The sequence below is a fragment of the Pseudomonadota bacterium genome, from assembly GCA_016711215.1.
Taxonomy (GTDB): Bacteria; Myxococcota_A; Polyangia.
In genome coordinates this window covers 104,122-128,177 of sequence record JADJTL010000004.1, presented here as the reverse complement: position 1 = coordinate 128,177, position 24,056 = coordinate 104,122, and the positions used below count along the sequence as shown (strand labels likewise).

At 71.3% G+C, this 24,056-nt stretch carries 21 protein-coding genes, 2 tRNA genes and 1 other RNA gene; 21 read left to right on the top strand and 3 right to left on the bottom strand.

Going from position 1 to position 24,056, the window contains the following annotated elements; translation table 11 throughout:
- Positions 1-59 precede the first annotated feature (59 nt).
- Entirely contained in the window at positions 60-1,508 is a 1,449-nt protein-coding gene (locus tag IPL40_12570; protein MBK8481984.1) for an OmpA family protein, read from the bottom strand.
- 244 nt (positions 1,509-1,752) lie between these two features.
- On the opposite strand from IPL40_12570, the gene IPL40_12565 reads away from it, so the two are divergent.
- The 6 genes from IPL40_12565 (at position 1,753) to IPL40_12540 (ending at position 7,618) form a co-directional block, all read left to right on the top strand.
- Entirely contained in the window at positions 1,753-2,703 is a 951-nt protein-coding gene (locus tag IPL40_12565; GenBank protein MBK8481983.1) for an ATP-binding cassette domain-containing protein, read from the top strand.
- Between the two features lie 125 nt (positions 2,704-2,828).
- Complete coding sequence (locus IPL40_12560; protein ID MBK8481982.1) at positions 2,829-3,524, top strand: ABC-2 family transporter protein; 696 nt, start codon at positions 2,829-2,831, stop codon at positions 3,522-3,524.
- Between the two features lie 44 nt (positions 3,525-3,568).
- Positions 3,569-4,354, top strand: a complete 786-nt coding sequence (locus tag IPL40_12555) for an ABC-2 family transporter protein (GenBank protein MBK8481981.1) — start codon at positions 3,569-3,571, stop codon at positions 4,352-4,354.
- A gap of 165 nt (positions 4,355-4,519) precedes the next feature.
- Complete coding sequence (locus IPL40_12550) at positions 4,520-6,106, top strand: serine/threonine protein kinase (GenBank protein ID MBK8481980.1); 1,587 nt, start codon at positions 4,520-4,522, stop codon at positions 6,104-6,106.
- Positions 6,107-6,182: 76 nt separating this feature from the next.
- Positions 6,183-6,845 carry a hypothetical protein gene (locus IPL40_12545; GenBank protein MBK8481979.1) on the top strand — a complete coding sequence of 221 codons (663 nt, stop codon included), beginning with the start codon at positions 6,183-6,185 and terminating at the stop codon, positions 6,843-6,845.
- Positions 6,846-6,856: 11 nt separating this feature from the next.
- On the top strand, positions 6,857-7,618 hold the full coding sequence (locus tag IPL40_12540) for a hypothetical protein (protein ID MBK8481978.1): 762 nt from the start codon (positions 6,857-6,859) through the stop codon (positions 7,616-7,618).
- Between the two features lie 60 nt (positions 7,619-7,678).
- On the opposite strand, the gene IPL40_12535 is transcribed toward IPL40_12540, so the two are convergent.
- Complete coding sequence (locus tag IPL40_12535) at positions 7,679-8,986, bottom strand: hypothetical protein (protein ID MBK8481977.1); 1,308 nt, start codon at positions 8,984-8,986, stop codon at positions 7,679-7,681.
- A gap of 344 nt (positions 8,987-9,330) precedes the next feature.
- Between IPL40_12535 and IPL40_12530 the strand changes: the two genes are divergently transcribed.
- Both IPL40_12530 and IPL40_12525 read left to right on the top strand, forming a co-directional pair.
- Positions 9,331-10,725 (top strand): phospholipid carrier-dependent glycosyltransferase, encoded by a 1,395-nt coding sequence (locus tag IPL40_12530; protein MBK8481976.1) that lies wholly within the window; start codon positions 9,331-9,333, stop codon positions 10,723-10,725.
- Positions 10,726-10,736: 11 nt separating this feature from the next.
- Positions 10,737-11,138: a peptide chain release factor-like protein gene (locus tag IPL40_12525; protein ID MBK8481975.1), complete on the top strand. Its 402-nt coding sequence runs from the start codon at positions 10,737-10,739 to the stop codon at positions 11,136-11,138.
- 126 nt (positions 11,139-11,264) lie between these two features.
- On the opposite strand, the gene IPL40_12520 is transcribed toward IPL40_12525, so the two are convergent.
- Entirely contained in the window at positions 11,265-11,903 is a 639-nt protein-coding gene (locus IPL40_12520) for an MBL fold metallo-hydrolase (GenBank protein ID MBK8481974.1), read from the bottom strand.
- A gap of 138 nt (positions 11,904-12,041) precedes the next feature.
- Between IPL40_12520 and IPL40_12515 the strand changes: the two genes are divergently transcribed.
- The 13 genes from IPL40_12515 to IPL40_12455 all read left to right on the top strand — a co-directional run bounded on the left by IPL40_12515 (position 12,042) and on the right by IPL40_12455 (position 24,035).
- Positions 12,042-13,301 (top strand): 6-phosphofructokinase, encoded by a 1,260-nt coding sequence (locus IPL40_12515; protein ID MBK8481973.1) that lies wholly within the window; start codon positions 12,042-12,044, stop codon positions 13,299-13,301.
- Between the two features lie 128 nt (positions 13,302-13,429).
- On the top strand, positions 13,430-14,866 hold the full coding sequence (locus IPL40_12510; protein MBK8481972.1) for a UTP--glucose-1-phosphate uridylyltransferase: 1,437 nt from the start codon (positions 13,430-13,432) through the stop codon (positions 14,864-14,866).
- A gap of 794 nt (positions 14,867-15,660) precedes the next feature.
- Complete coding sequence (locus tag IPL40_12505) at positions 15,661-16,107, top strand: nucleoside deaminase (protein MBK8481971.1); 447 nt, start codon at positions 15,661-15,663, stop codon at positions 16,105-16,107.
- A 195-nt stretch (positions 16,108-16,302) separates the two neighbouring features.
- Positions 16,303-17,109 (top strand): hypothetical protein, encoded by an 807-nt coding sequence (locus tag IPL40_12500; protein MBK8481970.1) that lies wholly within the window; start codon positions 16,303-16,305, stop codon positions 17,107-17,109.
- 161 nt (positions 17,110-17,270) lie between these two features.
- Positions 17,271-17,356, top strand: a tRNA-Ser gene (locus IPL40_12495).
- 58 nt (positions 17,357-17,414) lie between these two features.
- Positions 17,415-17,499: transfer RNA gene (locus IPL40_12490), tRNA-Ser, on the top strand.
- 102 nt (positions 17,500-17,601) lie between these two features.
- An RNA gene (gene ffs, locus IPL40_12485) (signal recognition particle sRNA small type) lies at positions 17,602-17,696 on the top strand.
- A 143-nt stretch (positions 17,697-17,839) separates the two neighbouring features.
- Complete coding sequence (gene dnaX, locus IPL40_12480; GenBank protein ID MBK8481969.1) at positions 17,840-19,774, top strand: DNA polymerase III subunit gamma/tau; 1,935 nt, start codon at positions 17,840-17,842, stop codon at positions 19,772-19,774.
- Positions 19,771-20,103, top strand: a complete 333-nt coding sequence (locus IPL40_12475; protein MBK8481968.1) for a YbaB/EbfC family nucleoid-associated protein — start codon at positions 19,771-19,773, stop codon at positions 20,101-20,103. The genes dnaX and IPL40_12475 overlap by 4 nt, the downstream gene beginning before the upstream one ends.
- 9 nt (positions 20,104-20,112) lie before the next feature.
- Complete coding sequence (gene recR, locus IPL40_12470) at positions 20,113-20,724, top strand: recombination protein RecR (GenBank protein MBK8481967.1); 612 nt, start codon at positions 20,113-20,115, stop codon at positions 20,722-20,724.
- A 139-nt stretch (positions 20,725-20,863) separates the two neighbouring features.
- Positions 20,864-21,127 carry a hypothetical protein gene (locus IPL40_12465; GenBank protein MBK8481966.1) on the top strand — a complete coding sequence of 88 codons (264 nt, stop codon included), beginning with the start codon at positions 20,864-20,866 and terminating at the stop codon, positions 21,125-21,127.
- A 45-nt stretch (positions 21,128-21,172) separates the two neighbouring features.
- Positions 21,173-21,667 carry an acyl-CoA thioesterase gene (locus IPL40_12460; GenBank protein ID MBK8481965.1) on the top strand — a complete coding sequence of 165 codons (495 nt, stop codon included), beginning with the start codon at positions 21,173-21,175 and terminating at the stop codon, positions 21,665-21,667.
- Between the two features lie 7 nt (positions 21,668-21,674).
- The gene (locus IPL40_12455; GenBank protein MBK8481964.1) at positions 21,675-24,035 is read left to right on the top strand and encodes a hypothetical protein; all 2,361 of its coding nucleotides are present in this window, start codon (positions 21,675-21,677) and stop codon (positions 24,033-24,035) included.
- Positions 24,036-24,056 lie beyond the last annotated feature (21 nt).

The window sequence follows — 24,056 nt, the reverse complement described above, 5'->3', positions numbered from 1 at the left end:
GGTGGCTGGCGCGCAGGCGAAGGTGCTCGCCTGCGCCTCGGTCGGCGCTAGGGCGTGCGCTAGGGCGTGGTTTCCAGGCGGAACTCGATGCGGCGGTTCTCGGCGCGGCCTGCCGCCTTGACATTGCTGGCAACCGGCTCGTCAGGGCCGAGGCCCTCCGCCTTCAGCCGCTCGGCGGCGACGCCCTTGCCGACGAGGTAGGTCTTGACGGCCTCGGCGCGCTCGGCCGAGAGCGCGAGGTTCAGCTCACGGGTGCCGGTGGTGTCGGTGTGGCCACGCACGCGCAGCCGCAGGTCGCCGTACTCCTGCAGCACCTTGATCGCCGCGTCGAGGCGCGCGAACGAGCTCTTGCGGATCTTGGCGCTGCCGCTCTCGAAGGTGATGCCGCGGATCGTGCCCGTGAAGCGCTGGACGGCCTTGGGAAGCTTATCCGGGCAGCCATCGGCGTCCTGATAGCCGTTTACGGTCTCGGGCTCGTTGACGCACTTATCGAGGGCGTCGATCACGCCGTCGCCGTCAGCGTCGGGCGGGCAGCCGTTGGGGGTGCTACCGGGCTGGTCTGGGCACTGGTCCTGCGCGTCGGGGATCCCATCCTGATCGGTGTCCTTGAGCGGGCAGCCGTCCGGCGTGCGCGCGGCTTTGGTCGGACAGGCGTCCTGGTCATCGGCGACGCCGTCGCCGTCGCGGTCGCGCACCGGGCAGCCGTCGGCTGAGGCGCCGACCTCGAGCGGGCACTTGTCGTGGTCGTCGAGCACGCCGTCGCCGTCGCTATCGCGTGGCGGGCAGCCATCGGGCGTCTGGGCGAAGAGGTTGGGACAGGCGTCCTTGGTGTCGAGCAGGCCGTCGCCGTCGCTGTCGCTCGGCGCTGCCGGCGCGCGCTTAAGTCCGATGATGTAGGAGAGGCCGAAGAGCGCCTCGAAGTGGTTGGCGAAGTTGTCCTTGCCCAGGCCCTTGGTGGGGATGTGGCGCCCCTCCAGCCGCACGGCGAAGCTCGGCTCGACGTAGTACTTGAGCCCGACGCCCCAATGCAGCGCCAGGTCGGCGTCATCGCCCGCGGCGCGTCGACCCGACGAGACGCCGAGCAGGCCCGCGCCGGCGAGCACGAAGGGCGCGATTCGTCCCGGGTACTGCGCGAGCACATGACCGCGCAGCGTGTAGATGTTGGCGGAGGCGTCGTTCGCCTCGGTCTGCGTCGGCATCCAGCCCGCCTCGGCCTCAATCCCGATCCAGGACAGGGGGAGGTAGGCTAGCCGCAGACCGCCGGAGAAGGAGACATCGTCGAAGGGGCGGTGCGGCACGATGCCGTTCTCGTAGAGCTCATGCTGCGCATCGGGGAAGAAGGCGCCGAGGTAGACGCCAACCTCCCAGAGGTTGCGCTGCTTGGCGAGGCAGACGCTGCCGGGCTTGGCTTCGACGGGCGCCGGCAGCAGCGTGGGCACGAGCATGGCGCAAAAGACGGCGGCTGACAGCAGCGTGCGCGAGTTGAAGCCGCGAGTGACTTGGTGCATGAGACAACCCCCTGATGGCATAAAGACCGCTCGCCGTGCTAACCCCGGCGCTACTGAAATGCAAGACAAGACACCGCAGCAGCTCACGTCGCCCACGGAGTCAGGGGCAGCCGCGACGGCGCCCGAGGCACGCCCGGGCTCCGCCGCGGTCGCGCCGGTCGCAGGCACTCAGGCCGCGGGCACGCAGATCACTGTCGACAGCCTCGTCAAGCATTTCCGCGTGCACCAGCGCAGCGCCGGTGTGATGGCGGCGCTCCGCTCGCTCGTTCGGCGGCGCTGGGAGACGGTGCGCGCGGTCGACGACATTTCGTTTTCGATCGCGCCAGGCGAGCGCATCGGCTTCCTCGGCCCCAATGGCGCCGGCAAGACCACGACCCTGAAGATGCTCGCGGGTCTGCTCCACCCGACCTCGGGTGAGGTCAGCGTGGCGGGCTTTCGCCCGGCCGCGCGCAGCCGCGACTTCTTGCACGCGATCACCTTAGTGGCGGGCCAGAAGCAGCAGCTCCTCTGGGATCTTCCCGCGGTCGACACCTTCGAGCTGAATCGCGCGATCTATGAGATCCCGCGGCCGGTCTACCGTCAGCGGCTCGACGAGCTGGTGGAGCTGCTCGACATCGCCCAGGTGATGCGCCGTCCGGCGCGGCAGCTCTCGCTCGGGGAGCGGATGAAGTGCGAGCTGGCCGCCGCGCTCTTGCATCGCCCGCGCGTGCTCTTTCTCGATGAGCCGACCATCGGCCTCGATATCACGATGCAGGCCAGCCTGCGGCGTTTCATCGCGACCTACAACGAGCGCCACGGCGCGAGCGTGCTGCTGACGAGCCACTACATGGCCGACGTCGCTGCGCTCTGCCCGCGGATCGTGGTGATCAACCACGGCCGCATTATCTACGACGGCTCGCTGCCGCAGCTCGTGCGCCGCACGCGGCCGGAGAAGCGTGTCGAGGTCCACCTCGAGCGCGTCCTGCCGCGCGCCGAGCTGGAAGGGCTCGGGGCCAAGCTCGTCAGCTACGAAGGCACGCAGGCGGTGTTGCATGTCGCGCAGGGCGACCTGAAGCGGCTGGTGACGCAGGCGTTGGCGGTCCTGCCCGTGGTCGACCTCAGCGTGGCGGATGCGCCGCTCGAGACCGTGCTCGCGGACCTCTTTGCTGCATCGCCGGCACCGGCGCGGGACGCCGCGGCCGTGATCGCGCCGTGAGCCAGCCTGGCGTCGCCCCCTGGCCGCTGCGGCTGGGGCGCCTGCTCGTGGCGCTGCTGCGCGTCGGACTGGCGCAGTCGCTGGCCTATCGCAGCGAGTTCCTCGTCTGGTTGCTGACGACCAACATGCCGCTGGTGATGATGCTGCTCTGGACGACCGTGGCCAAGGATGGCCCCGTCGGCCGCTTCGGCGCGGCGCAGTTCGGCGCCTACTTCCTGCTGACGATGGCCGTACGGCTGCTGACCGGTTCATGGGTCGTCTGGGAGATGACGATGGAGATCCGCCAGGGCACGCTCGCGCGGCGGCTGCTGCGACCGGTGCATCCCTTCCTCGCCTATTGTGCCGAGCAGGCCGCGGCCGTGCCCCTGCGTATGCTAATCGTGCTGCCGCTGCTGGTGGTGATGCTGGCCTGGCTGGGTACGAGCCAGCTCAGCGGCGAGCCGCTGCACTGGCTGCTCCTGCCGCTGGCGCTCGCTGGGGCCTGGGCGCTGCTGCTATCGCTGATGCTGCTGATCGGTGCGCTGGCGCTCTATTGGGACAGCGCGATCTCGCTCTTCGAGCTCTGGCTGGCGCTCTACTTCGTCTTCTCGGGCTACACGATTCCGCTCGAGCTCTTCCCCGCCGGGCTGCGCGCGATCGTCGCCTGGCTGCCCTTTCGCTTCGTGCTCTCCTTTCCCGTCGAGCTGGCGCTCGGCCTACCGCCTATCCGCGGCGCGCTCGTGGCGCTGGCGGTGCAGTGGCTCTACGTCACGGCGCTCTTCGCCGCCGCCCTGACGGTCTTTCAGCGCGGTCTGCGGCGCTATGCCGCCTTTGGTGGTTAGCGCGCGCGGCGCTCGCTAACACGCTCGAGCATGGAGGCCACGTCTTGCGTTATCTGAGGCTGCTGCGCTTGCAACTGCGCACGGCGCTGCTGCTGGCGCTGCAGTACCGGCTCGACTTCCTGGTCAAGGCGCTGCTCTCGCTGGCGTGGGTCAGCGTGGCGCTGGTGCCGCTCGTGGTGCTCTTTCACCAGCGCGACAATATCGGCGGGTGGCGCTGGCCCGAGGCGCTGCTCGTCGTCGGCTTCTTCTCGCTGCTCAAGGGCGTGCTCGACGGCGCGATTCGTCCCTCGCTGCAAGAGGTCGTCGAGCGCGTGCGGACGGGCGCCTTCGATTTCTTGCTGCTCAAGCCGGCGGATGCGCAGTTCCTCGTCTCGACCGCGCGCTTCGAGCTCTGGAACTTTGCCGACTCCTGCGCCGGCCTGGCGTTGATCACTTATGGCCTGAGGCACAGCGGCCACCGCGTGACGGTCGGCGGGGTGTTGCTGGCGCTGACGCTGGTCGCCGCCTCGCTGCTGATCCTCTACTCGATCTGGATCGTCGTCGTCGGTTTGGCCTTTGTCGCCGTCAAGGTCGACAACCTGACCTACCTCTTCGGGTCGATCTACGAGGCGGCCCGCTGGCCCGAGAGCGTCTTCCGCGGGGTCTTGGCGGTTATCTTCACCTTCATCATCCCGCTCGTGGTGATGACGAGCTTCCCCGCGCGCGCCCTACTCGACCGCCTCGCGCCGACGAGCGCGCTCGGTGCCGTGGCGGGGGCGCTGATCTTCGCAACCGTCGCGCGCGCGATCTGGCAGCGCAGCGTGCGCTATTACACCAGCGCCGGTGGCTGAGGCGCCGCCCACCGTCAGCGTCAACGGTCAGCGTCAACTTGCCAAGCCGGGGCGCGCCGCACTAGCCTAAAGGTTGGGGCCCCTCCGTAGCTTAGCGGACTGCCAAGGGGGGCGGCTCGTGGAGCCGGCGCCGGCGCGGGCTCGTTGGACGCAGGGGGCCTTACCTTGGCACGGGCGCCAGCCGACCCGAGTGGGCTCGAGCATACCGTCGTCGGCGGCGTGGCGCCGGGTGTGACCCGTCCGCAGGGCAGTGGCCCCGGCGCCCGCGAACCGACGGCTCGGCGGCCCTCGGAGCCGTCGCCGATCGCCGACGTTCCCACCGTGGTTACCCCCTCCGCGCCGGGCGTGCTCATTCCTGGCCAGATGGTCGGCGAGTACCGCGTCACCAGCGTCCTCGGGCGCGGCGGGATGGGGGTGGTCTACGCTGGCATCCAGCCGCTGATCGGCAAGCGCGTGGCGATCAAGGTGCTGCAGGCGCGGTACAGCGCCAGCGACGAGGGGCTCGCGCGCTTCACGCTCGAAGCGCGGGCCGTCAATCAGGCGCGGAGCCGCTTTATCGTCGACATCTTCTCCTTCGGCCGCCTCGAGGATGGCTGTGCCTATTGCGTGATGGAGCTGATCGACGGTCGCTCGCTGCGCGCGGTGCTCGAGGCAGGCGCCCCGCTCCCCCTCGACTATGGTCTAGCCGTGCTCTACGGCATCGCGCGCGGGCTCGAGGCCGCGCATGACGTGGGCATCGTGCACCGCGACCTCAAGCCCGAGAACATCATGGTGATCGAGGAGAGCGACGGCGCGGTCTCCGGCAAGCTGCTGGACTTCGGCATCGCGAAGCTGCAGGAACCCGGGATCCCTGCCGGCTGGGCGACCCAGACCGGCGCCGCCATCGGCACGCCGCACTACATGTCGCCCGAGCAGTGCCGTGGGGTAGCGGTGACCGCTGCGGCCGATCTCTACTCGCTCGGTGTGGTGATGTTCGAGATGTTCAGCGGGCGGCTGCCCTTCGTCGCTGACTCCTTCGTCCAGCTCGCGATCCAGCACTTCGAGCGCGCGCCGCCGCGTCTCGGTGAGTATCGCGCGGGGATTCCGCCCGCCCTCGAGGACCTGGTGTGCCGCTGCCTGGCCAAGAGCCCGGAGGACCGGCCGCCGACCGTGCGCGCCCTGCGCGCCGAGCTGCGCAACCTCGCCCTGGCGACGCAGCAAGGCGGGAGCCCCAGCGCGGAGCTTTGGCCCCGGCGGGTGCGTTCTCTGGTGCGCGACTCACAGCCCGACGCGGCCGAGGGGGCAAGCGCATCGGTCTGGTCGTCGGTAGCCGACGCGGCAGCGCCGCTGGTGGCGGGCGAGCGGCGGCACTTTCGGCCGGGGGCGCGCGGGCGCACCCTTGGGTGGAGGACGGGTGGGTGGATCCTGGCGCTGGCCGGCGCGATGGTCCTCGCGCTCGTCGCCTACCGCGGGCTCCAACCCGCGCGCGCTCCCGTGGCGGCCCCGCCGCCCGATCGCGCCCCGGCAGCGACCATCACCCCGGCAGCGGCCATCACCCCGGCAGCGGCCATCACCCCGGCAGCGGTCGAGGCCGGGCTGGCGACGGTCGAAGGGCCTCATCCCTCGCCGCTGGCGGCGCTTGCCGCCGACGCGCGTCCTCCGCACCCTCGCCTTCGAGCGCGGCGCAACCGCGCTGCTCTGCCGATCGAGCATGGCGCCCCCTCTGGCTCACCGAGGCATCCTGATGAAACCCTCGATCCCTTCGCCCAATGATCGCGGCGCCGCGGTGGGTCGCGCCGTCGCCTGTCGAAGCGCGCCTCGGCCTCGGCGTCCGTGTCTGAGCGGGCGCGTGCCGGTGATGCTCTGGCTCGCGCTCGGCCTCTCGCTGCTGGCGGCTGCGGGCCGCGCGGGCGCTGAGGCGGCGTCCTCCGCTGCCGAGCATCGCGCACGCCAGGAGTTCGCCCGGGCGCAGCAGGCCTACGACCTCGGTGCCTACGACGAGGCGATCACGCGCTACGAGGCGGCCTACCGCGCGTGGCCCGCGCCGGCCTTCCTCTTCAACATCGCCCAGGCGTATCGGCTGCAGTACCGCATCGACCACCAGCTCGAGCACCTGCGCCGGGCCCTCGCGCTCTACGATTCGTATCTTCGCCAGCATACGCTGCCCCCCAACGGCGAGCTCGTGCAGCGCCTGCAGGGCGAGCTGCGGGCGACCCTCGCCGCCGAGGAGCGGCGAAGCGCGACGGCCGCGGCGGCTGGGCGCAGCGCCGCTCCGGGCCCGGCCGCCGCAGCGCTCCAGCGCGATGCGCGCGCGACCGCGCCCGTGGCGATTGGCGCGCATGCTGCGCCGACCGGGCGTGCGCGGCGATCCTCCACGGGCCAGCCCTTCTATCGGCGGGGTTGGTTTTGGGCCCTAACGGCGGCAGTCGTCGGCGCGGGAGCCGGTGTGGGCACTTACGTGGCGCTGCGCGACCCTGGCACCGCGCTCCCGCAGATCGATCTTCGGCGATGAGGGCCCCGACGATGACCCGGGGGATGGTCTCGTTTCGGTCCGCGGTGCCGCTCGGGCGCCTGGCCTGGCTCGGCCTCGCCTTGGGCCCGCTCCTGGCGGCGTGCAGCGCGGGCGGAGAGGTTCCAGGCCAGCTCGTCGTGCGGCTCTATCGCCAATCGGGATTGGCAGTGGGGCCGGTCACGGTGACCGCGGCCGAGGAGGGGGGAGCCACGGGGCAGGTGACCGTCGCCGCGCCCTTCGTGAGTTGCAGCAGCAATCGGGTGCGAGTGCTGCCGGCGGCACCGACCGCGGGGCGTCGGCTGACGATCACGGCCAGCGCGCAGCCGGGCGGCGAGGTGTCGACGATCGTCGTCTTGCCTCGCGCCGAGGTCGAGCTCCTCTTCGGCGCGGGTGCGGCGCGCGAGCCTAGCGCTTGCGGCCAGCCGGTAGACGGCGGCAGCGCGGGCGGCGACGCCGCATCCCGCCGCCCGCTCGGCGCCGCCTGTGAGAGCCACAAGCAGTGCGCCGATGGCCTGTGTCTCGAGCACGTCGTCGTCGTCGGTCAGTCGCGCGCCTTGCCGGCGGGCTACTGCACCCGGGCCTGTGGCGACGGGCAAGACGCGGGTGGTGCCGAGACCTGCGGCGCCGCCGCCGTCTGTGTGCCTGAACGCGACGCCAACCAGCGCGTCATCGGTGCGTACTGCTTGGCGCGCTGTGAGGACGCCGAGGCCTGCCGCGGGGGCGAGGGCTACGAGTGTACGCTCGGCAAGAACTGCTTCCCGACGGAAGGCTAGCCGAGCCTGGCCGCGCGATCTGAGGGCACGCCGACGCGATCCCTGAGCAGTCCGGGGCGGTCAGGGGACGAAGATCGTGGTCGTCGCCAGGTCGTCGTAGTGGTGCTCGCCACCGATTACGATTACCCGCGAGCCGATCGCCGTGGCCGTGTGGAGCACCCGGCCCGGCACCAGGTCGGGGGCCGTGGTCCAGCCCGCCGGCGGCCCGAGCGTGAAGATCGACGCCGCGTCGCCCCACGGTCCTCCGTGGCCGCCCGACACCAGCACGCGTCCGTCCGCCAACAACGTGGCCTGATGCTGCACGACCGACGACGCGGGCGCTCCGGCCGGGCTGACGCCGCCGGTGGCGGGGTCGAAGAGCTCGGCGGTGGCGGCGGAGCAGCCCCCGACAAGGTCGTCGCAGTAACCGCCGACGATCAGGACGCGCCCATCGCTCAGCCGCGTGGCGCTGTGATCGAAGCGCGCCGTGCCGAGCTTGGCCGTCAGCGTGCTCGCCTGACCGGTGGTGGGATCATAGACCTCGAGCGTGTCGCTTACCGCGCTGCCGTCGGTGCCGCCGACGATCAGCACGCGGCCATCGCTGAGCTTGGTCACCGTCGCGAGGTTGCGCCCTACCGAGAGGACGCCCAGGGGGCTGCTCCAGCGGTTGGCTTGGGGGTCGTAGAGGTTGATCGTCAGGTGTGCGCCGTCGTTGTCGAAGCCGCCCGTCACCAGCACCTTGCCGTCGTCGAGCAGGAGCGCGCGGTGACTGCGGCGCTCCTTGGGCATCGCCGTGGTGGCGGTCCAGGCCGTCGCCGCGGGCTTCGTGGGGTCGAAGAGCTCCGCGCTGACATAGGTGCATTGGTTCCAGGTATTCGCGCAGCCGCCGACGATCAGCACCCGCCCATCGTCCAGCCGCACGGCCTGGTGAAAGACGTGGCCGGTGGTCATCGTGCCGGCCGAGCGCCAGGTGTCCGTGGCTGGGTCGTAGCGCTCGGCGCTGTCGAGCGCGGTCGAGCCGGTGCCGACCCCACCCGCCACGAGAATCGTCCCGTCGGCCAGCAGCGTCGCCGTGTGTTGGCTGCGGGCCGTCGCCATCGGGCGGCCGGCCGACCAGCCCGAGGGCAGCAGCGGGCCGTCGCTGCCGGCGTCCGCGAGGGCTCGGCCGTCGCGGCTGTCGCGGCTGTCGCGGCTGTCGCGGCTGGTGGTGTCCCCGCTGGCGTCGCCCTTGCCGCGCTGCATATCCGCGCTGGCGTCGCGCGCGCTCTGCGCGTCGGCGCGCCCCGCTTCCTGCTTTGTCGACGAACAGCCGCCGACAAGCAGGCCCGTGATCAGCAATCCGCCCCAGGCGCGCCACCTGCGCTGAAGCCCTGGTCGCTCGGCTCTCATGCTCTCCCCTCCCTCTCCATATCGCATCGCGCGCCGGGCATATCGCATCGCGCGCTGCGCATATCGCTTCGCGCCAGCGCGCCAGCGTGCCAGCGGATGCCGCGCGCCAGCCCCGCTGCGCCTCAAGTGAGCAGCGCACCAGTCTAGCAGCGCTAGGGCCGCGCGATACCGCCCTCGAGTAACGGAGTCGCTGCCGCGACGGGCAGGGACGAGGCCTCGAGGCGGCTCACCGCAGCGCCTGAATGGCCCGCCCGATGCTATGCTGCCGCTGGCGTTCCCGGCAGCGCGCGCCAGCGTGGCGCGCCGAAGCGAGCGCCTCAGGTGGCAGGGCCGGCGCTATCCGCATGATCTCGTGCAGTGCAGCATCGTCGACCGCGTCAGCGCCCGACGCGACGCCGGCCAACGCGGCGAATCGTCGCTGGCGGCGGGCCTTGCTCGCGATCCTGCTCGGCGGGCTGGCGCTCAAGCTCGTGCGCCTCTCCGAACCCCCGGACTTCTACCTCGACGAGGTCTATCACGCGTTCACCGCGCAGCAGTACCTGCACGGCAATCCCGCTGCCTACGACCCCTGGGCCAAGCCGCCGCCCACTCGCGCCTTCGAATGGACGCATCCGCCGCTGGCCAAGTTGATCATGGCGGGCGCGATGGCGCTCCTCGGCGAAGGCGCCTTCGCCTGGCGCCTGGGCTCGGCCCTCAGTAGCACGGCGGCGGTGGGCCTCACGGCGCTGCTCTGCGCGGAGCTCTTCGGCTCTGGCGCGGCGGCGCTCTGGGCCGCGCTGCTGCTCAGCCTCGAGGGGTTATCGTTCACGCTCGGACGCATCGCGATGAACGACGCCTATTTCATTTGCTTCGCGCTCTTCACGCTCTTGCACTATGTGCGCTGGAAGGACGGCGGGCGGCGGCGCTCGCTGCTGCTGGCCGCCACGGGCCTCGGCCTCGCGTTGGCGACCAAGTGGACGGCGCTCTATCTCGTCGGCATCGTCGGCATCGACCTGCTGCGCGACCTACTGCTCGGCCGTCGCCGCTGGCAGGATCGTGGCCTCTGGCTCGCAGCCCTCGTCTTCGCGCTGATCCCGCCGCTGCTCTACCTGGCGAGCTACCTGCACTTCTTTGCGGTCGGCCGCGGCTGGCGGCAGCTGCTCGAGCTGCAGCAGCAGATGTGGTGGTACCACACGCGACTGAAGGCCACGCATAGCTACCAGTCGCGGCCCTGGCAGTGGGTGCTGAACCTGCGCCCGATCTGGCTGCACGTTGCCTACCTGCGCGCGGGATGGGTCGCGCACATCTACAGCCTCGGCAACTCCGTGACGTTGATCGCCGGCTTCGCCGTGGCCCTGCGCTGGAGCCTGAGCGATTTCCTCGGCGTTGGCGTGCCCGCCAGTGGCGGGGGCCGACTGAGCCACGCCGAGGCGCAGCGCTGCGCGCGGGCGCGTTGGGCGCGCTGGTTCGTGCTGCTGGCATACTTCGCCCTCTGGCTCCCCTGGACGCTCTCGCCGCGGATTATGCTCTTCTACCACTACGCGCCGGCGGTGCCCCTGCTCTGCATCGTGCTCGGATTGGCCGTGGCGCGGGCGCGGGCGGGAGAGGGGAGCCTGCCGCCCTGGGCGCGTCGCGCGGCAGCCGTCGTCGTGCTCGGCGCCGCGCTTTGGTTTGTCCTGACCTATCCGGTGCTGACTGGCCTGCCGGTGCCAAGGGCGGTGATCGAGCTGGGCTATGCGCGCCTGCCGGGCTGGCGTTAGGTCGCTTCGGCATGACCATGACGCGACTGCAGCAGCTCGACCAGCGCCTGGCTGAGCTCGGCCTGCGGGCCGAGGATCTCGTCGAGCGCTTCGTCCGCGCCAGCGGACCGGGTGGCCAGCATGTCAACCGCACGGCCAGCGCGGTGCAGCTCGTGCACGGCCCGAGCGGCCTCGAGACGCGCGCCGAGAGCGAACGCTCTCAGCTACAGAACCGCATCGCCGCCCGCGAACAGCTGATCGCTCGGGTCGAGGCGCAACGCGCGGCCGCGGCCGCCGCCCGGCGCGCGGCAGCCGAACGGGAGCGGCGCCGGCGCCGGCGGCCGCCGCCGGGCGTTCGTCGCGAGATGGTCGTCGCCAAACGGCGCCGCGGCGCTCTCAAGCGCCAGCGCGGTCCGGCGACGGCCGACGACTGAGCAGAGCCCCGCAGAGCCGCGGTCGGCGCGGCCAGCGCTTGGGACGGCAGCGGTGCGCGGTCTGGCCAATGCCACGGTGGCGCCGGAGGTCGTTAGACGGGCCAGCGCCCGCGCGCCCAGCCTCGATCAGCGTCCGACGCTGCCGCGGATGAAGGGGTTGTGCAGCCGCTCGGCGCCGATCGTCGTCGTCGGTCCGTGGCCGCTGAAGACCACCGTTTCGTCGTCGAGGGTGAGCAGCGCCTGGCGCAGCGAACGCATCAGCGTCGGCAGGTCGCCGCCCGGCAGGTCGGTTCGGCCGATCGATCCGGCGAAGAGGGTATCGCCGACAAAGACCACGCCCGCGCTCGCGAGGTGGAGCGAGCAGCCTCCGGGCGTGTGGCCCGGGGTGGCGAGCACCTGGACCTGCTGCTCACCGAAGGTCAGGGCCGCGCCCGGCACGAGCTCCTCGTCGACGAGGGGGATCTCGGGCGCGGGCAGGCGGAAGACGGTCGCCTGCAGCGCGAGCTGATCGAGCCAGGTGCGCTCGGCCGCGTGGATGGTGAAGGGGACGCCGAGCGCCCGTTTCAGCGCCGCCACCGCGCCGACGTGGTCGATGTGCGCGTGGGTGGCGACGATGCGCTGGACCTGAAATCCGAGCGCCCGGACGCGCTCCGCGATCCGCTCGGGCTCGTCGCCGGGATCGATGATCAGGGCCGTGCGCGTGGCGGCGCAGGCCACCAGGTAGCAGTTCTCGACGAAGGGCCCATTGGGCACCGTCTCGACCATGATTCCGCCATGCTCGGTCATCGCAGGCCTCCGCGCTCCCGTGCCGCCGTGGCGGCTTGAACTGCAGGCGCGGTGGGACTATGGTCCCCGCACCTGAACGGGAGGCTCGTAGATATGGCAATCGACATAGCATCTCCGATGCGAAGTGAAAACCGGGGCAAGAAGCTCGCGATCGTCGTCGGCGGTGGCCCGGCGCCCGGTATCAATGGCGTCATTCGCTCGGCGACGATCGAGGCGACGAACTCGGGCCTGCAAGTGCTCGGCGTGCTCGAGGGCTTCAAGTGGCTGGCCCAAGGCGATACGACGCATGTGCGTCCGCTGACGGTCGACGAGGTCTCGCGCATCCACCTGCAGGGCGGCTCGGTGCTCGGCACCTCGCGCGAGAATCCCTCCAAGAGCGAGGAAAAGCTGGGCAACGCCGTGCGCGCGCTGCGGGCGCTCGAGGTCGACTACCTGATCAGCATCGGTGGCGACGACACGGCCTCGACGGCCAGCAAGATCGACGCCGCGACGGGCAAGGAGATCGAGATCGCCCATGTGCCCAAGACGATCGACAACGATCTTCCCCTGCCGGGCGACCTGCCCACCTTCGGCTATCAGACCGCGCGCCAGGTCGGCGTCGATCTGGTCTGCAACCTGCTTGAGGACGCGCGGACGACGATGCGCTGGTACTTCGTCGTCGCGATGGGTCGCACCGCCGGGCACCTCGCCTTGGGCATGGGCAAGGCCTCGGGTTCGACGCTGACGATCATTCCGGAGGAGTTCCGGGGTCGCAAGGTGCGACTCGCCGAGCTCTCGCGCATCCTCGAGGGCGCGGTGATCAAGCGTAGGGCCGCGGGGCATATGCACGGCGTGGCGATCATCGCCGAGGGCGCGGCGGAGTGCATCGATGAGCAGGACCTCAGCCAGCTCAAGGACGTCGAGCGCGACGACCACGGGCATGTGCGGCTGGCCGAGCTGCCCTTCGGGCGCCTGATCAGCGTGCTCGCGCGCACCGAGCTGGCCGCGCTCGGGCATAAGGTCACGACGGTCGACAAGAACATCGGCTATGAGCTGCGCAGCGCGGCACCGGTGGCCTTCGACCTCGAGTACACGCAGGACCTCGGCAGCGCCGCGGTGCGCTCGCTGCTCAGCGGCAACACCGGCGTGCTGATCTGCGTGCAGGGGGCCGACCTGCTGCCGCTGCGGCTCAAGGACATGCTCGACCCGCAGACCGGCAAGATGCGCGTGCGTCGCGTCGACGTCGATTCCAACGCCTACGCCAACGCGCGCCGCTTCATGGTGCGCCTGGGGCCCGACGACTTCGAGGGCGAGGCGCTGCTGCAGCTCGCGGCGGCCAGCGGGCTGGCGCCTGAGGCCTTCAAGGCGCGCTACGGCGAGCAGGCGCGCCCCTGGTAGCAGCGGCTCGGGTCGGCTGGGGCGTCTCCCGAGGGGAGTGCCGCGCCGTCGGGGCGGTCCGACCGGCTCGATGGGTCTGCCGGGGGAGCGGGCGAGGGGGCGGCGCGATGCCAGAGCGCGGCGGCGCGATGCCAGAGCGGGGCGACGCGATACCGGGGCAGGGGGACTGGCCCCAGCTACCCGCCCTCGTCGAGCTGATGCGCGCGGCGGGCCTCAGCCCGGCGTCCATCGGTGGTTTCTGTCGCCTCTACCGGCGCTACCGCGGGGGCGATCTCGGCACAGTGAGCTGGTCCGAGGTGGCGCCGGTCGGGGTCGGTGACGTCGTCGACCACCGCGCGCTGCGCGATGGACCGAACGAGCAACGTGGGCGCGCGCTGCTCGGCGCGCTGGTCTGTATCAAGCTCAATGGCGGCCTTGGCACGACGATGAACCTCGATCGCGCCAAGTCGCTGATCGCCGTGCGCGGCGGTCGCTCCTTTCTCGAGCTCAGCCTGGCACAGGTCGAGTCGCGACGTACCGCGCGAGGGGGACGTCCGGCGCTCCTGCTGCTCAACAGCGAGCGCACGCGCGCCGATAGTCTGCCGGTGATCGAGCAGGCCGGCGCGACGCAGCCCGATCGGTTGCCCTGGGACTTCCTGCAGCCGGTCTATCCGCGCCTCGACGGGCAGAGCGGGCAGGCGGCATGCCTGCCTGAGTCGGAATCGAGCTGGGCGCCCGCCGGTCATGGCGACTGCTATCTCTCGCTGCGCGAGGGAGGACTGCTCGACGCGCTCTTGGCCTGCGGCTATCGCTGGGCCTTTGTCAGCAACGTCGACAACCTGGCGGCGACGGTCGACCCCAGCCTCCTGGGCTACCTCGATCGTGAGGGCATCGAGTTTGCCCTCGAGGTGACCGAGAAGACCGCGGCCGACCGCAAGGGTGGGGTGATCGTGCGGCGGGGGGGGCGTCTCGCACTGCTCGAGCAAGCGCAGCTGCCCGCGGAGCAGGCCGTGGCCTTCGACGACGCGGCGTCGCCGCCCTTGTTCAACACCAACAGCGTCTGGTGGAACCTACCCGCGCTGCAGCGCCGCTTGGCGGCGGGGCCGCTCGACCTGCCGCTGATCGTGAACCATAAGCAGGTCGCCGGCGCGGACATCGTGCAGCTCGAGACCGCAATGGGCGCGGCGGTCGGCTGCTTCGAGCGGGCGGCAGCCATCCGTGTCGGGCGTGAGCGCTTCGCGCCGGTCAAGGCCACCGATGACCTGCTCGTCGTGCGCTCCGACGCCTTCGTCATCGATCCCGAGGACGGCGGATTGCGCCCCAACCCGGCGCGCGATCCGGAGCTCGGGCCCGTGATCGTGCGTCTCGACGAGGCGTACTATCGGGGCGTCGACCAGCTCGAGCAGCGCTTCGGCTCGACCCCGAGCCTGGTTCGTTGCGCCAGCCTGGAGATCGAGGGCGACGTGCACTTCGGGCCCGACATCGAGTTGCGTGGTCGGGTGGTGCTGCGCAATCGCAGCGGGCGTCCGCAGCGGATCGCCGGTGGCGCCCTGCTCGCCGACCAAACGGTGGAGTGGCCGGCCTGAGGAAATGGCTGCTTCCGCGCCCGCCCGCGGACCCCAGAAACGACGCGGGGCCCCGCATTGCGAGGCCCCGGTGGTGGCAGAGTTGGGATGGGATCGGTCGGGGGTTAACTTGGAGAGAACCCGGTAACCGGTGCGCTGGCTCGGGTCACAGCTTGGGTGGGATTTGATGCGCACCCTGAAAAACAGATCAACGCACAGTCGCGCGACACGAAAGCCATCGACGATGTGTGCGTCATTTCCACAGTGCATCACCCTAGAGCACATACCGTGCCACGCCTCTCGGGGGTCCCTTTCGGGGCTGCCTGCTCGGCCACCGCCGCCTGAGCGAGGGCCCCATTGCGTTGAAATCCTCCCCCTCGTCCTCCAATCGAGATCTGCAGAGTATTGCTTTCATTGATAATTAATGCGCAGCTTCGGCGACGCCCTGGAGTCCCGGCGCCTTCGTCGCAGTAGCCTCTTGCAGCGCGCTAACTCGAGGGGCTCGCCCAGCGGCGGGTGCACTACGGGCGAGCAAGTGGGGGCGATTCTCTGATTTTGCGAAAGGCGGTCGGAGAACGACCGGGATCCGGACCGCCTGCCGGCCGCGCTTTGAGGGGAAGATCCGCGACACCACACAACTAAGGATCCCCTGCGGGCGGCGCCGTCGGGCGGGGTCTGCAAGCCCCACAGTGCCGGGGCCGCCGGCCCTCAGGGGCATTTCATCGGTCGGAAGTGGCCGTCGAGGCGGAGGTCGTGGGAGAGAAGAGCCTGGGACCGGAGGCGCGATGACCGACAGGATGACCGACGGTGAATACATGGCGTTGGCCCTGCTCGAGGCGGATCGGGCCGGGGCCCTGGGGGAGGTGCCCGTCGGGGCGGTGGTGGTCGACGCCGCCGGCGAGGTCCTCGCCGCGGGGCATAACCGGCGCCAATGCGACCGAGACCCGACCGCCCACGCAGAGGTCCTGGTGCTGCGTGAGGCCGCCCGCCGGCGCGGCGACTGGCGGCTGGCCGGCACCTCGCTCTATGTCACCCTCGAGCCCTGCCCGATGTGCGCGGGGGCACTGGTCAACGCTCGCGTCGGTCGCCTGGTCTACGGCTGTGCCGACCCCAAGGCGGGGGCGGTGCGAACCCTCTTTTCGCTCTGCTCCGATGCGCGGCTCAACCATCGCGTCGAGATCGTCTCCGGCGTGCTGGCGGAGCGCTGCGGGCAGCGGCTGTCGGCCTTCTTCGCGCAGCTGCGCGCCAAGAAGGAAGGCTAGCGGGGCGCGCGCGATCGGTGGCAGGCCAGGCCCCGGGCGCGGGCGCCGGGTGGTAGGCGCAATTGCGCGAGGCGGCGTCTGGAGCTTCCCGGCGATCGAAGAGACCGCCTATGCTCTTTTAATCAATGGAAAAAGTCCCAAGGGCCAGCTTGGCTCGCCGATTGCTATTGCCGAGGCCCAATCGAGGAATTCGGCATGGCCTACTGCACTATCGTCACGCTTGCGAGATCGCTGATCCTTCTGCTCGGTATGGCGCTCCTGACCGCCGTCGGCCTGCGATCGACCGCGCTGCGACCGGCCTTCGTGCCGAGGGTGGAGTGGCGCTCGCTGACCATGCCGAGCGCCCTCGCCGAAGCGCCCCGATCGCCCTGGTACGCGCTGCTGTCACGGGGCATGCGGGGCTGGCGACCCCTGCGGCGCCACGCCTCCAGCGCTCCGTCGGCGGTGTCGGCCGAGCGGGCCCGGTCCGGGCAGCCGGTCTTGGTGGCACTCCCTTCTCGGCACCTGATGCCCTCGCTGCGCCCCTGGGACGAGGGCCGTCTCGAGGGCGCCCCGGAGCAACGACCGCTGGATGCGGCCCCGCCCGCGCCGGTCCTCCCGCCGCTGCTGCCGACGGGCGACCCCCTGCTGCGGGCCGCGATGGCGGGCGTGACCGGGCTTCCGCCGAGCTGTGGGTTGCCAGGCTGCCTGCTGCGGCACCTGCGCCGCCCACTCGACGGTGGAATCGACGGTGGAATCGATGCCCAAATTGCTATCGGTGGCGCGTCCGCGCGCCGCGCGCTTCCTCACCGCCCGTCCGCCGGGCCTTGGGGCGAGCGTGCAGAGTCGGACCCCACCACGGTGGACGGCTCGGCACCCGGCTTGTTGTCGGCGCTCTTCGTCGACCAACAGCCCGCCGACAACAGCTTGGCCGGCGCTTCGGGCGGCGCCAGGGCCCTGCTGCGGGCGCAGATCGGTGGCGCCACCTGGCGTAGTCGCGCGCAGGCGATTCACAGCCTCTGAGCGCGCCAGGTCGCGTCGCGGCGACCAGGACGACATGAGGCAGACAGCAGCGCTGAAGGTCGACTTGGCCCGCTGCAATTGGCTCGCCGATGGCGTTGACGTGCGGGGGGCGACCCACTATGCTGCGCCGACTTCGCACGGCCGAGGGGCTGCGCGGCCCGGGAGAGATGGCCGAGAGGTCGAAGGCGCCTGACTCGAAATCAGGTGTACGGTTTCCGTACCGGGGGTTCGAATCCCTCTCTCTCCGCGAAGACGAGATCTGGTTCAGCGCTGCGTGAGTGGGCGACGTCGCTGGAGCGGTCGCTGGAGAGATGGCCGAGTGGTCGAAGGTGCACGACTGGAAATCGTGTGTACCGCAAGGTACCGAGGGTTCGAATCCCTCTCTCTCCGCCGGCATCGGGTGGCCTGCGGCTCGGTGTGGTTTGTACGGCGCATTCGATGATGACGCGTGACGCGCCGCGTAAAGCGTGAGTGTGCGTAACGCGTGAGTGTCTTGTGGCTCCGGGTGACGGAAGACCTGTGAACCCCGCCAGGCCCGGAAGGGAGCAACGGTAGTGGGTCGCCCGGGTACCCGGAGCCGCTTTTTTTTCGAGCATCGTGCGGGGTTTCGCGAGCGCGGTGCGGGGCCGCGGTTTTTCCACGTCGATGATCTCACCTCTGCCGACCTGACCTCCGAGCCTGACGCGCGGAGCCTCACGCGCGGAGGGTGACAGACGACAAGTCAGAGGCCATGGCAGAGGCAAAGCCAGCGCAGGAGTCTGTGTCCGCCTCGGGCGGCGGTTACGTCGTGCTGGCGCGGCGCCATCGTCCCACGCGCTTTGAGCAGGTGATCGGGCAGCAGCACGTCACCCGCACCCTGCAGAACGCGATCCGTGTCGGGCGGGTCCATCACGCCTACCTCTTCACCGGCTCGCGCGGCGTCGGCAAGACCACCGTGGCGCGAATCCTCGCCCGGGCATTGAATCAGCCCGGTGGGCCGACCCCGGATCCGCCCGCCAGCGCCGATCCGGAGCAGGAGGCACGCTTCGCCGTCGATGTGATCGAGATCGATGGCGCGAGCCACACGGGTGTCGATGATGTGCGTGAGCTGCGCGAGGCCGTGCGCTACCTGCCGGCCCATTCGCGCCACAAGATCTACATCATCGACGAGGTCCACATGCTCTCGACCAGCGCCTTCAACGCGCTGCTCAAGACGCTCGAGGAACCTCCTCCGCACGTCGTCTTCGTCTTTGCCACCACCGAGCCGCATAAGATCCCCGCGACGATTCTCTCGCGTTGCCAGCGCTTCGATTTCAAGCGCGTGCCGACGGCGCTGCTCGTCGAGCACCTGCAGCACCTGCTGACCCAGGAGCAGCTCGTCGGCGATCCTGGCGCCTTGGGGCTGATCGCCCGCGCTGCCGAAGGTGGCGTGCGCGACGCGCTCAGCCTGCTCGACCAAGTAATCGCCTATGCCGCGGGCCGCGACCGCATCGATGCAGCGCTCGTCGCCGAGGTCCTCGGTGTGGCCGATCGCCGCGTGCTCTTCACGCTCTCCGCGGCGTTGTTGGCGCGTGACGCCGCCGCGGCGCTCTCGGTGGTCGATCGCCTGTTCGCCGACGGCCATGATTTGGCGCGGGCCGCCCAGGACTTCGTCGGTCACCTGCGAGACCTGGTCGTCGTGCGCACCTGCGCCGATCCGGGCGCGTTGGTCGAGGCCACGGAGGCCGAGCTAACGGAGCTGCGTGCGCAGGGTGCCGCCGTGGCGCCACCGCAGCTCCAGCAGCTCTTCGAGCGAAGCGTGCGCGCGGCCGAGCAGATCGCGCGCTCGTCCTTTCCGCGGCTTCAGCTTGAGATGGCGCTGATCGAGATGGCTGAGGCCGTGCCGATGCTGCCGCTGGGGGAGCTCGTGGAGCGCCTCGAGGCGATGGAGCGTCGGCTCGGCGCCGCGGGCGCAGCGGCGGCTCCCGCCCCGTCGGGTGGCGCCGGGGGCCGACCGAGCTCTGCGGGCGCGCGCCCCGCGCCCAAGCGCCGAGCCGCCGCGCCGTCCGCAGCCGAGCCCGACCCGGTCGGCGCGTCGGCGTCGACGGCCAGGGTGCCGACGAGACCGCGGACGATCGAGGAGGCGAGCACCGTCGCCGCGGAGGCCTCCCCCGCTCCGAGCGCTGCCGCGCCTCCGGCAGGCGGCGCCGGATCGGCGGGGGAGGAAGCGGAGGGGCCGTCAGAGCAGGACTCCGCCGGCGACGAGCCGCCGGCCTGGTTGGTCGCTCCACCGCTCGAGCGCTGGCGCGCCTTGCTGCGGCAGCTCGACGGACCGGCCGTCGGGGTGTTCTCCTGCGGGCGCCTGCTGGGCTGGCACGAACGCCGGATCGAGCTCGGCTACCCCGCGGGTTCCTTCGAGCTGCAGCGCGCGGAGAAGCGCGAACGCTGCAGCTCGTTTGCCGGCCTCTGTGCGGCCAAGCTCGGCTACGAGGTCGAGTTGCGGGTCCGTGCGTTGCGGCCCGAGGAGCAGGGGTCGCCGCAGCTCGCGCAGCAGTCGGCGGTCGAGGTGCAGGAGCAGGAAGCGCGCGAGCGAGCGCGACGCCTGACCGACGAAGCCATCGATCATCCAGCCACGCGGGCGCTCGTTGCGCGCTTCGGCGCGACCGTCAAGAGCGTGAGCACCGGGCCTGAGGGAGTCGAGTCATGAGCGACGCAGAGCGGCCGAACTTCGGTGAGCTGGTGGAGGCTGCCCAGCGGATGCAGCAGGAGGTTCAGCGGGTGCAGCAGGAGCTCGCTGGTCAGACGGTCGAAGGCTCCGCGGGCGGTGGTCTGGTCGTCGTGCGCGCGAACGGTCGCCACCAGGTGCTCTCCGTGACGATCGATCCACAGCTGCTCGTCCCCGACGAGGCGGCGATGCTGCAAGACCTGATCGTGGCCGCGACCAACCAGGCCTTTGCGCGCGCCGCCGAGCTCGCGCAGCAGGCGCTGTCGCGGGTGGCGGGTGGCCTCCCGCTTCGTTTGCCCGGCCTGGTCTGAGCGGCTGCGGTGCAGGCCGACCCGCTCAGTCGCCTGGTGCAGGAGCTGGCCAAGCTGCCCGGTATCGGCGAGCGCACCGCGGCTCGACTGGCCTTCCATATCCTGCGAGCGCCCGCGAGCTACGCCCAACAGCTGGCGCAGGCGATCACCGAGCTCAAGGCGCGCCTGCACGAGTGCGAGGTCTGCTGCATGCTGACCGAGGCCGAGCGCTGCCGCGTCTGCGGCGATGGCCGCCGTGACGCCGCGCTGGTGATGGTGGTAGCGACGCCCCAGGACCTCCTGGCGATCGAGCGCACCGCGAGCTTCCGGGGGACCTACCATGTCCTTCACGGGCTGCTCTCGCCGCTTGACGGTGTGGGTCCCGATGCGCTGCGGATCAAGGCGCTGCTGGCGCGCTGCGTTTCGGGGACGGTGCCCACTGCCGCGTTGCGCGAGGTGATCCTGGCGACCCGGCCCAGCGTCGAAGGCGATGCGACCGCGCTCTATGTGGCGCGGCTGCTCGGGCCGCTCGGCATCCGCACGACGCGGATCGCCGCTGGTGTGCCGATCGGCGGCGAGATTGAGCTTGCCGATGGGGTGACGCTGCACCGCGCGATCGAGGACCGGCGCGAGCTGAGCTGAGCTGAGCTGAGCTGGGCTGAGCTGGGCTGAGGCCCGGCGCCGCCCCGCGATCCGAAGCGCAGAAGCTGGCCGCGCGCGCTAGCCTCCTGCTACAGTTCGCGCGCGCTGGATAGCGCGATTTGTCAGAGGGAGGTTGAAGATGCGTGCTCTGCTACTCGCGGTGGCGTTGCTGCTCGGCTCGTCCGGGATGTCCGGCTGCATCGTGCCGGCGCCCGGCTACAGGGTCACCCACCAACAGCGTCGCAGCCAGCCACGGCGCTGCACGACCGCCTGCGCCGGCCAAGGGCAGCGCCGCGTCTGTCAGCGCCGCTGTCGCATCTGGCGCAACGGTATCTGCGCCAGCTACCGAGAATCCTGTCGCAATGAGCAGTTCTGCCGCCGCCACGTCACGCGTTGCCGCTAGATGGGATCCCGTGCCCTCCGCGCCGCGCGCCGGAAGTAGAGCACGATGACCCAAGTGTCAGCTCGCCGATCGCCGCGCGCCTCTCGCGTCGAGATGACGCAGCTCGTGCTGCCCAGCGACGCCAATGCGCTCGGCACGGCCTTCGGCGGCCGGATCATGCAGTGGATCGATATCGCCGCGGCGGTGGCCTCGCGTCGGCACGCTGGCGGTGTGGCCGTCACGGCCTCGATCGACAGCGTCCAGTTCGATCAGCCTGTGTATTTGGGGGATATCGTCGTGCTGCGCGCCTCGGTCAACCGGGCCTGGCGCAGCTCGATGGAGGTCGGTGTGCGGGTCGAGTCCGAGTCGGACAGTGGCGCGCGCCGCCACGCCGTGCGGGCCTATCTGACCTTCGTGGCGATCGACGAGCAGGGCCGCCCGCGGGCGGTGCCGATCGTGGTCCCCGAGACGAAGGAAGAGCAGCGTCGCTTCGCTGCTGCGGATGAGCGGCGGCTGGCCCGCCTCGCCGCGCGCCGCCCCCGCAGAAGCGTTGCAGGGTAGCTGCATCGTGCGCGATCGTCGCTGGCGCCGCCTGGCGCTGCTCCTCTTCCTCTTGCCCGCGGCGCCCGTTCCCATGGCGCGTGCGGGTGCGCGCGCGCCAGCCGCGGAAGCCGTGGGGTCGGGGGCGAGTCGCGACGAGGCGTGCGCCGCGACTGCCGAGCGGTGGACGGCGAGCCAGTCGCTGGCGTGGCTGGGGCAGCAGGTGCGCGAGATGCGCGCGAACGCGCTGCATTCGCTCAGCTGGCGCGGTCAACGCCTGCTCCTCACCTTGCATCACGAGCGACTCGCATTGATGGAGGCCCTGCTGGCGGCTCCGCAGCAGGTGAGGGCCCCGGACGCGCGCTGGGGCGCGGCGCGCGTGTCGGCGCCCTTCATCGAGCTCGTCGCGGCGCGGCCGCTGCCGGCGCTGGACGAGGCTGCGGTCGACGTCCTCGTCAGCGATGAAGGCGGGCGCCGCTACCGTGTGCCCTACCACACCCGCCGTGCCGTCGCCGGTGGCTTCAGCTATCGCCTTCCCCTGGTCGGTCCGCTGGCAGTGCCGGAGGTGGGGCCGCTGCAGCCAGCTTCGCTCTTTCGCGTGATGCTGGAGCTCAGGCCGCGCTCCGATGGCCGTGGCGACGCTCCCACTGGCGACGCTCCCACTGGCGACGCTGCCGATCAGCGCTCCTCCTTGCGCGCCCAGTGGGCGCTGGCCCCACGCGCGCTCGCGGCCCTCGATCGCGCGCCGGCCCTCGCCAGCTGGGCGCGACTCCGCCTGCTGCGGCTCGTTCAGGCGCAACTGCTGCGCGGTGATCGAGAGGGCGCGAACGCCATGCTCTCGCGCTCGCTGGGCTGCGATCAGAGCCCCGAGGTGATCGCCCTGCGCCGCGCCGTCGCCGCCACGCTCTCGCGGGTCCGGCGCGAGGCCATCGGGCCGCCCGACCGCCTGGCGGCAGCCGCGACGCCGCTCGGGCGACTGGGTCGGGCCTGGGCGCTGCGACTGCTGGTGGCGCGCGAGCTGCTGCCGGCAGTACAGCGCCGTTTGTTGTCGGCGGAGGCGTATCGGTCGCTCCAGGACCTCCTGCGCGAGGTGGCAAGCGCGTTGCAGCCGCGGCCCGCGCCTGCGGCGCCAACGGCGCTGCTGGGGCGAGCGTCGGAGACGGCCGCAGCCGCGCTGCAGCGCTTCGACGCGCGGTTGGCGGAGGCCCTGATCGCCGCCTTCGCCGCCGCTCCGCCGCAGCCGTCTGCGCAGGCCGAACCTGCGCTGATCGCGCTGCTGCCGCGTGGGCCCGTCGACCGCGCGCTTGGGCGCTTGGCGCGGGTCGAGGCCGGTCGTCGCGTAGCCCTGGCGCAGCTTGGCTTGCGCCCCTGGCGCCGCGCCGCGGTGGCGTCGGCGGCGGCGCCGATGGACGTCGAGGATGCCGCGCTCGAGGAGCAGGTCAGCGAGCAGGAGCTGTTGCTCCACGGGCCGGCGGCACCTGGGGCCGCGACGAGCGAGCGGCTGACGGCCGTGGCGCGTAGAGGCGTGGGCGCCGGGTGGGTACACGCTGGCCTGCCCGTGCAGCCGACCGAGGTGAGCCACGTCGACCAGGCCGCGCGCTATTGGCGCCAGCAGGCGAGCGGGGCCGCGACGCTCGAGGCCCTGCGCGCCGTAGCCCGGCGCCTGCTCATGCGCGGCCTGCTCGTGCGCGGGCCGTCGGGTGCCGAGGCCGAGCTCGTGCGGCGGATACAACTCGCCCTCGCCGCGCCCACGACATCGCCGATCCTGGCGCAGGCACCCGTGCCGGCGGAGAGCGCACCCGTGCCGGCGGACAACGCACCCGTGCCGGCGGACAACGCACCCGTGCCGGCGGACAACGCACCCGCGCCGCGACCCGCAGCTCGCGAGGGTGAAACCCTGCGGCAGGCCTTGGACACGCGGGCCGAGCTCGCCCCGCGGCGGGCGGCAGCACTCGCTCTGGCCGCCCGGGCGCGACCGGGCGATCGACTTCAGGTCGCGCTCGAGCGCTTGGCAAGCGAAGCGGACCCCTTGCTCCGGGGCGCTGCCGTGATCGGTCTGGCTCAGCGCGGCAAGCCCGCGGCTCTGTTGGCCTTGGGCGTACTGGCGCGCGAGGGGCCGTGCGAGCTGCAGGCCCCGGCCCTCATCACGCTCGGCCCCAGACTTGACGCAGCCTCCCGCCGCCAGCTACTGCTGGCCGTGCTGCCGGGCCGCTGCGAGGCTGCAACGCGCGAGGCGTGGCAAGCGGTGCTAAGGTGGCACGCCGACGACCTGGAGCTGCTGCGGGCCGGACTGTCGCAGCGCTTCGCCCGGGCGCGAATCGAGGCAGCCTTGAGTGTCCTGCCTGTCGGGGCCGCCGTGTCGGGGCCGGAGGGCGCCGCGCCAGAATGAACTTGAACTGAGCAAATTGGT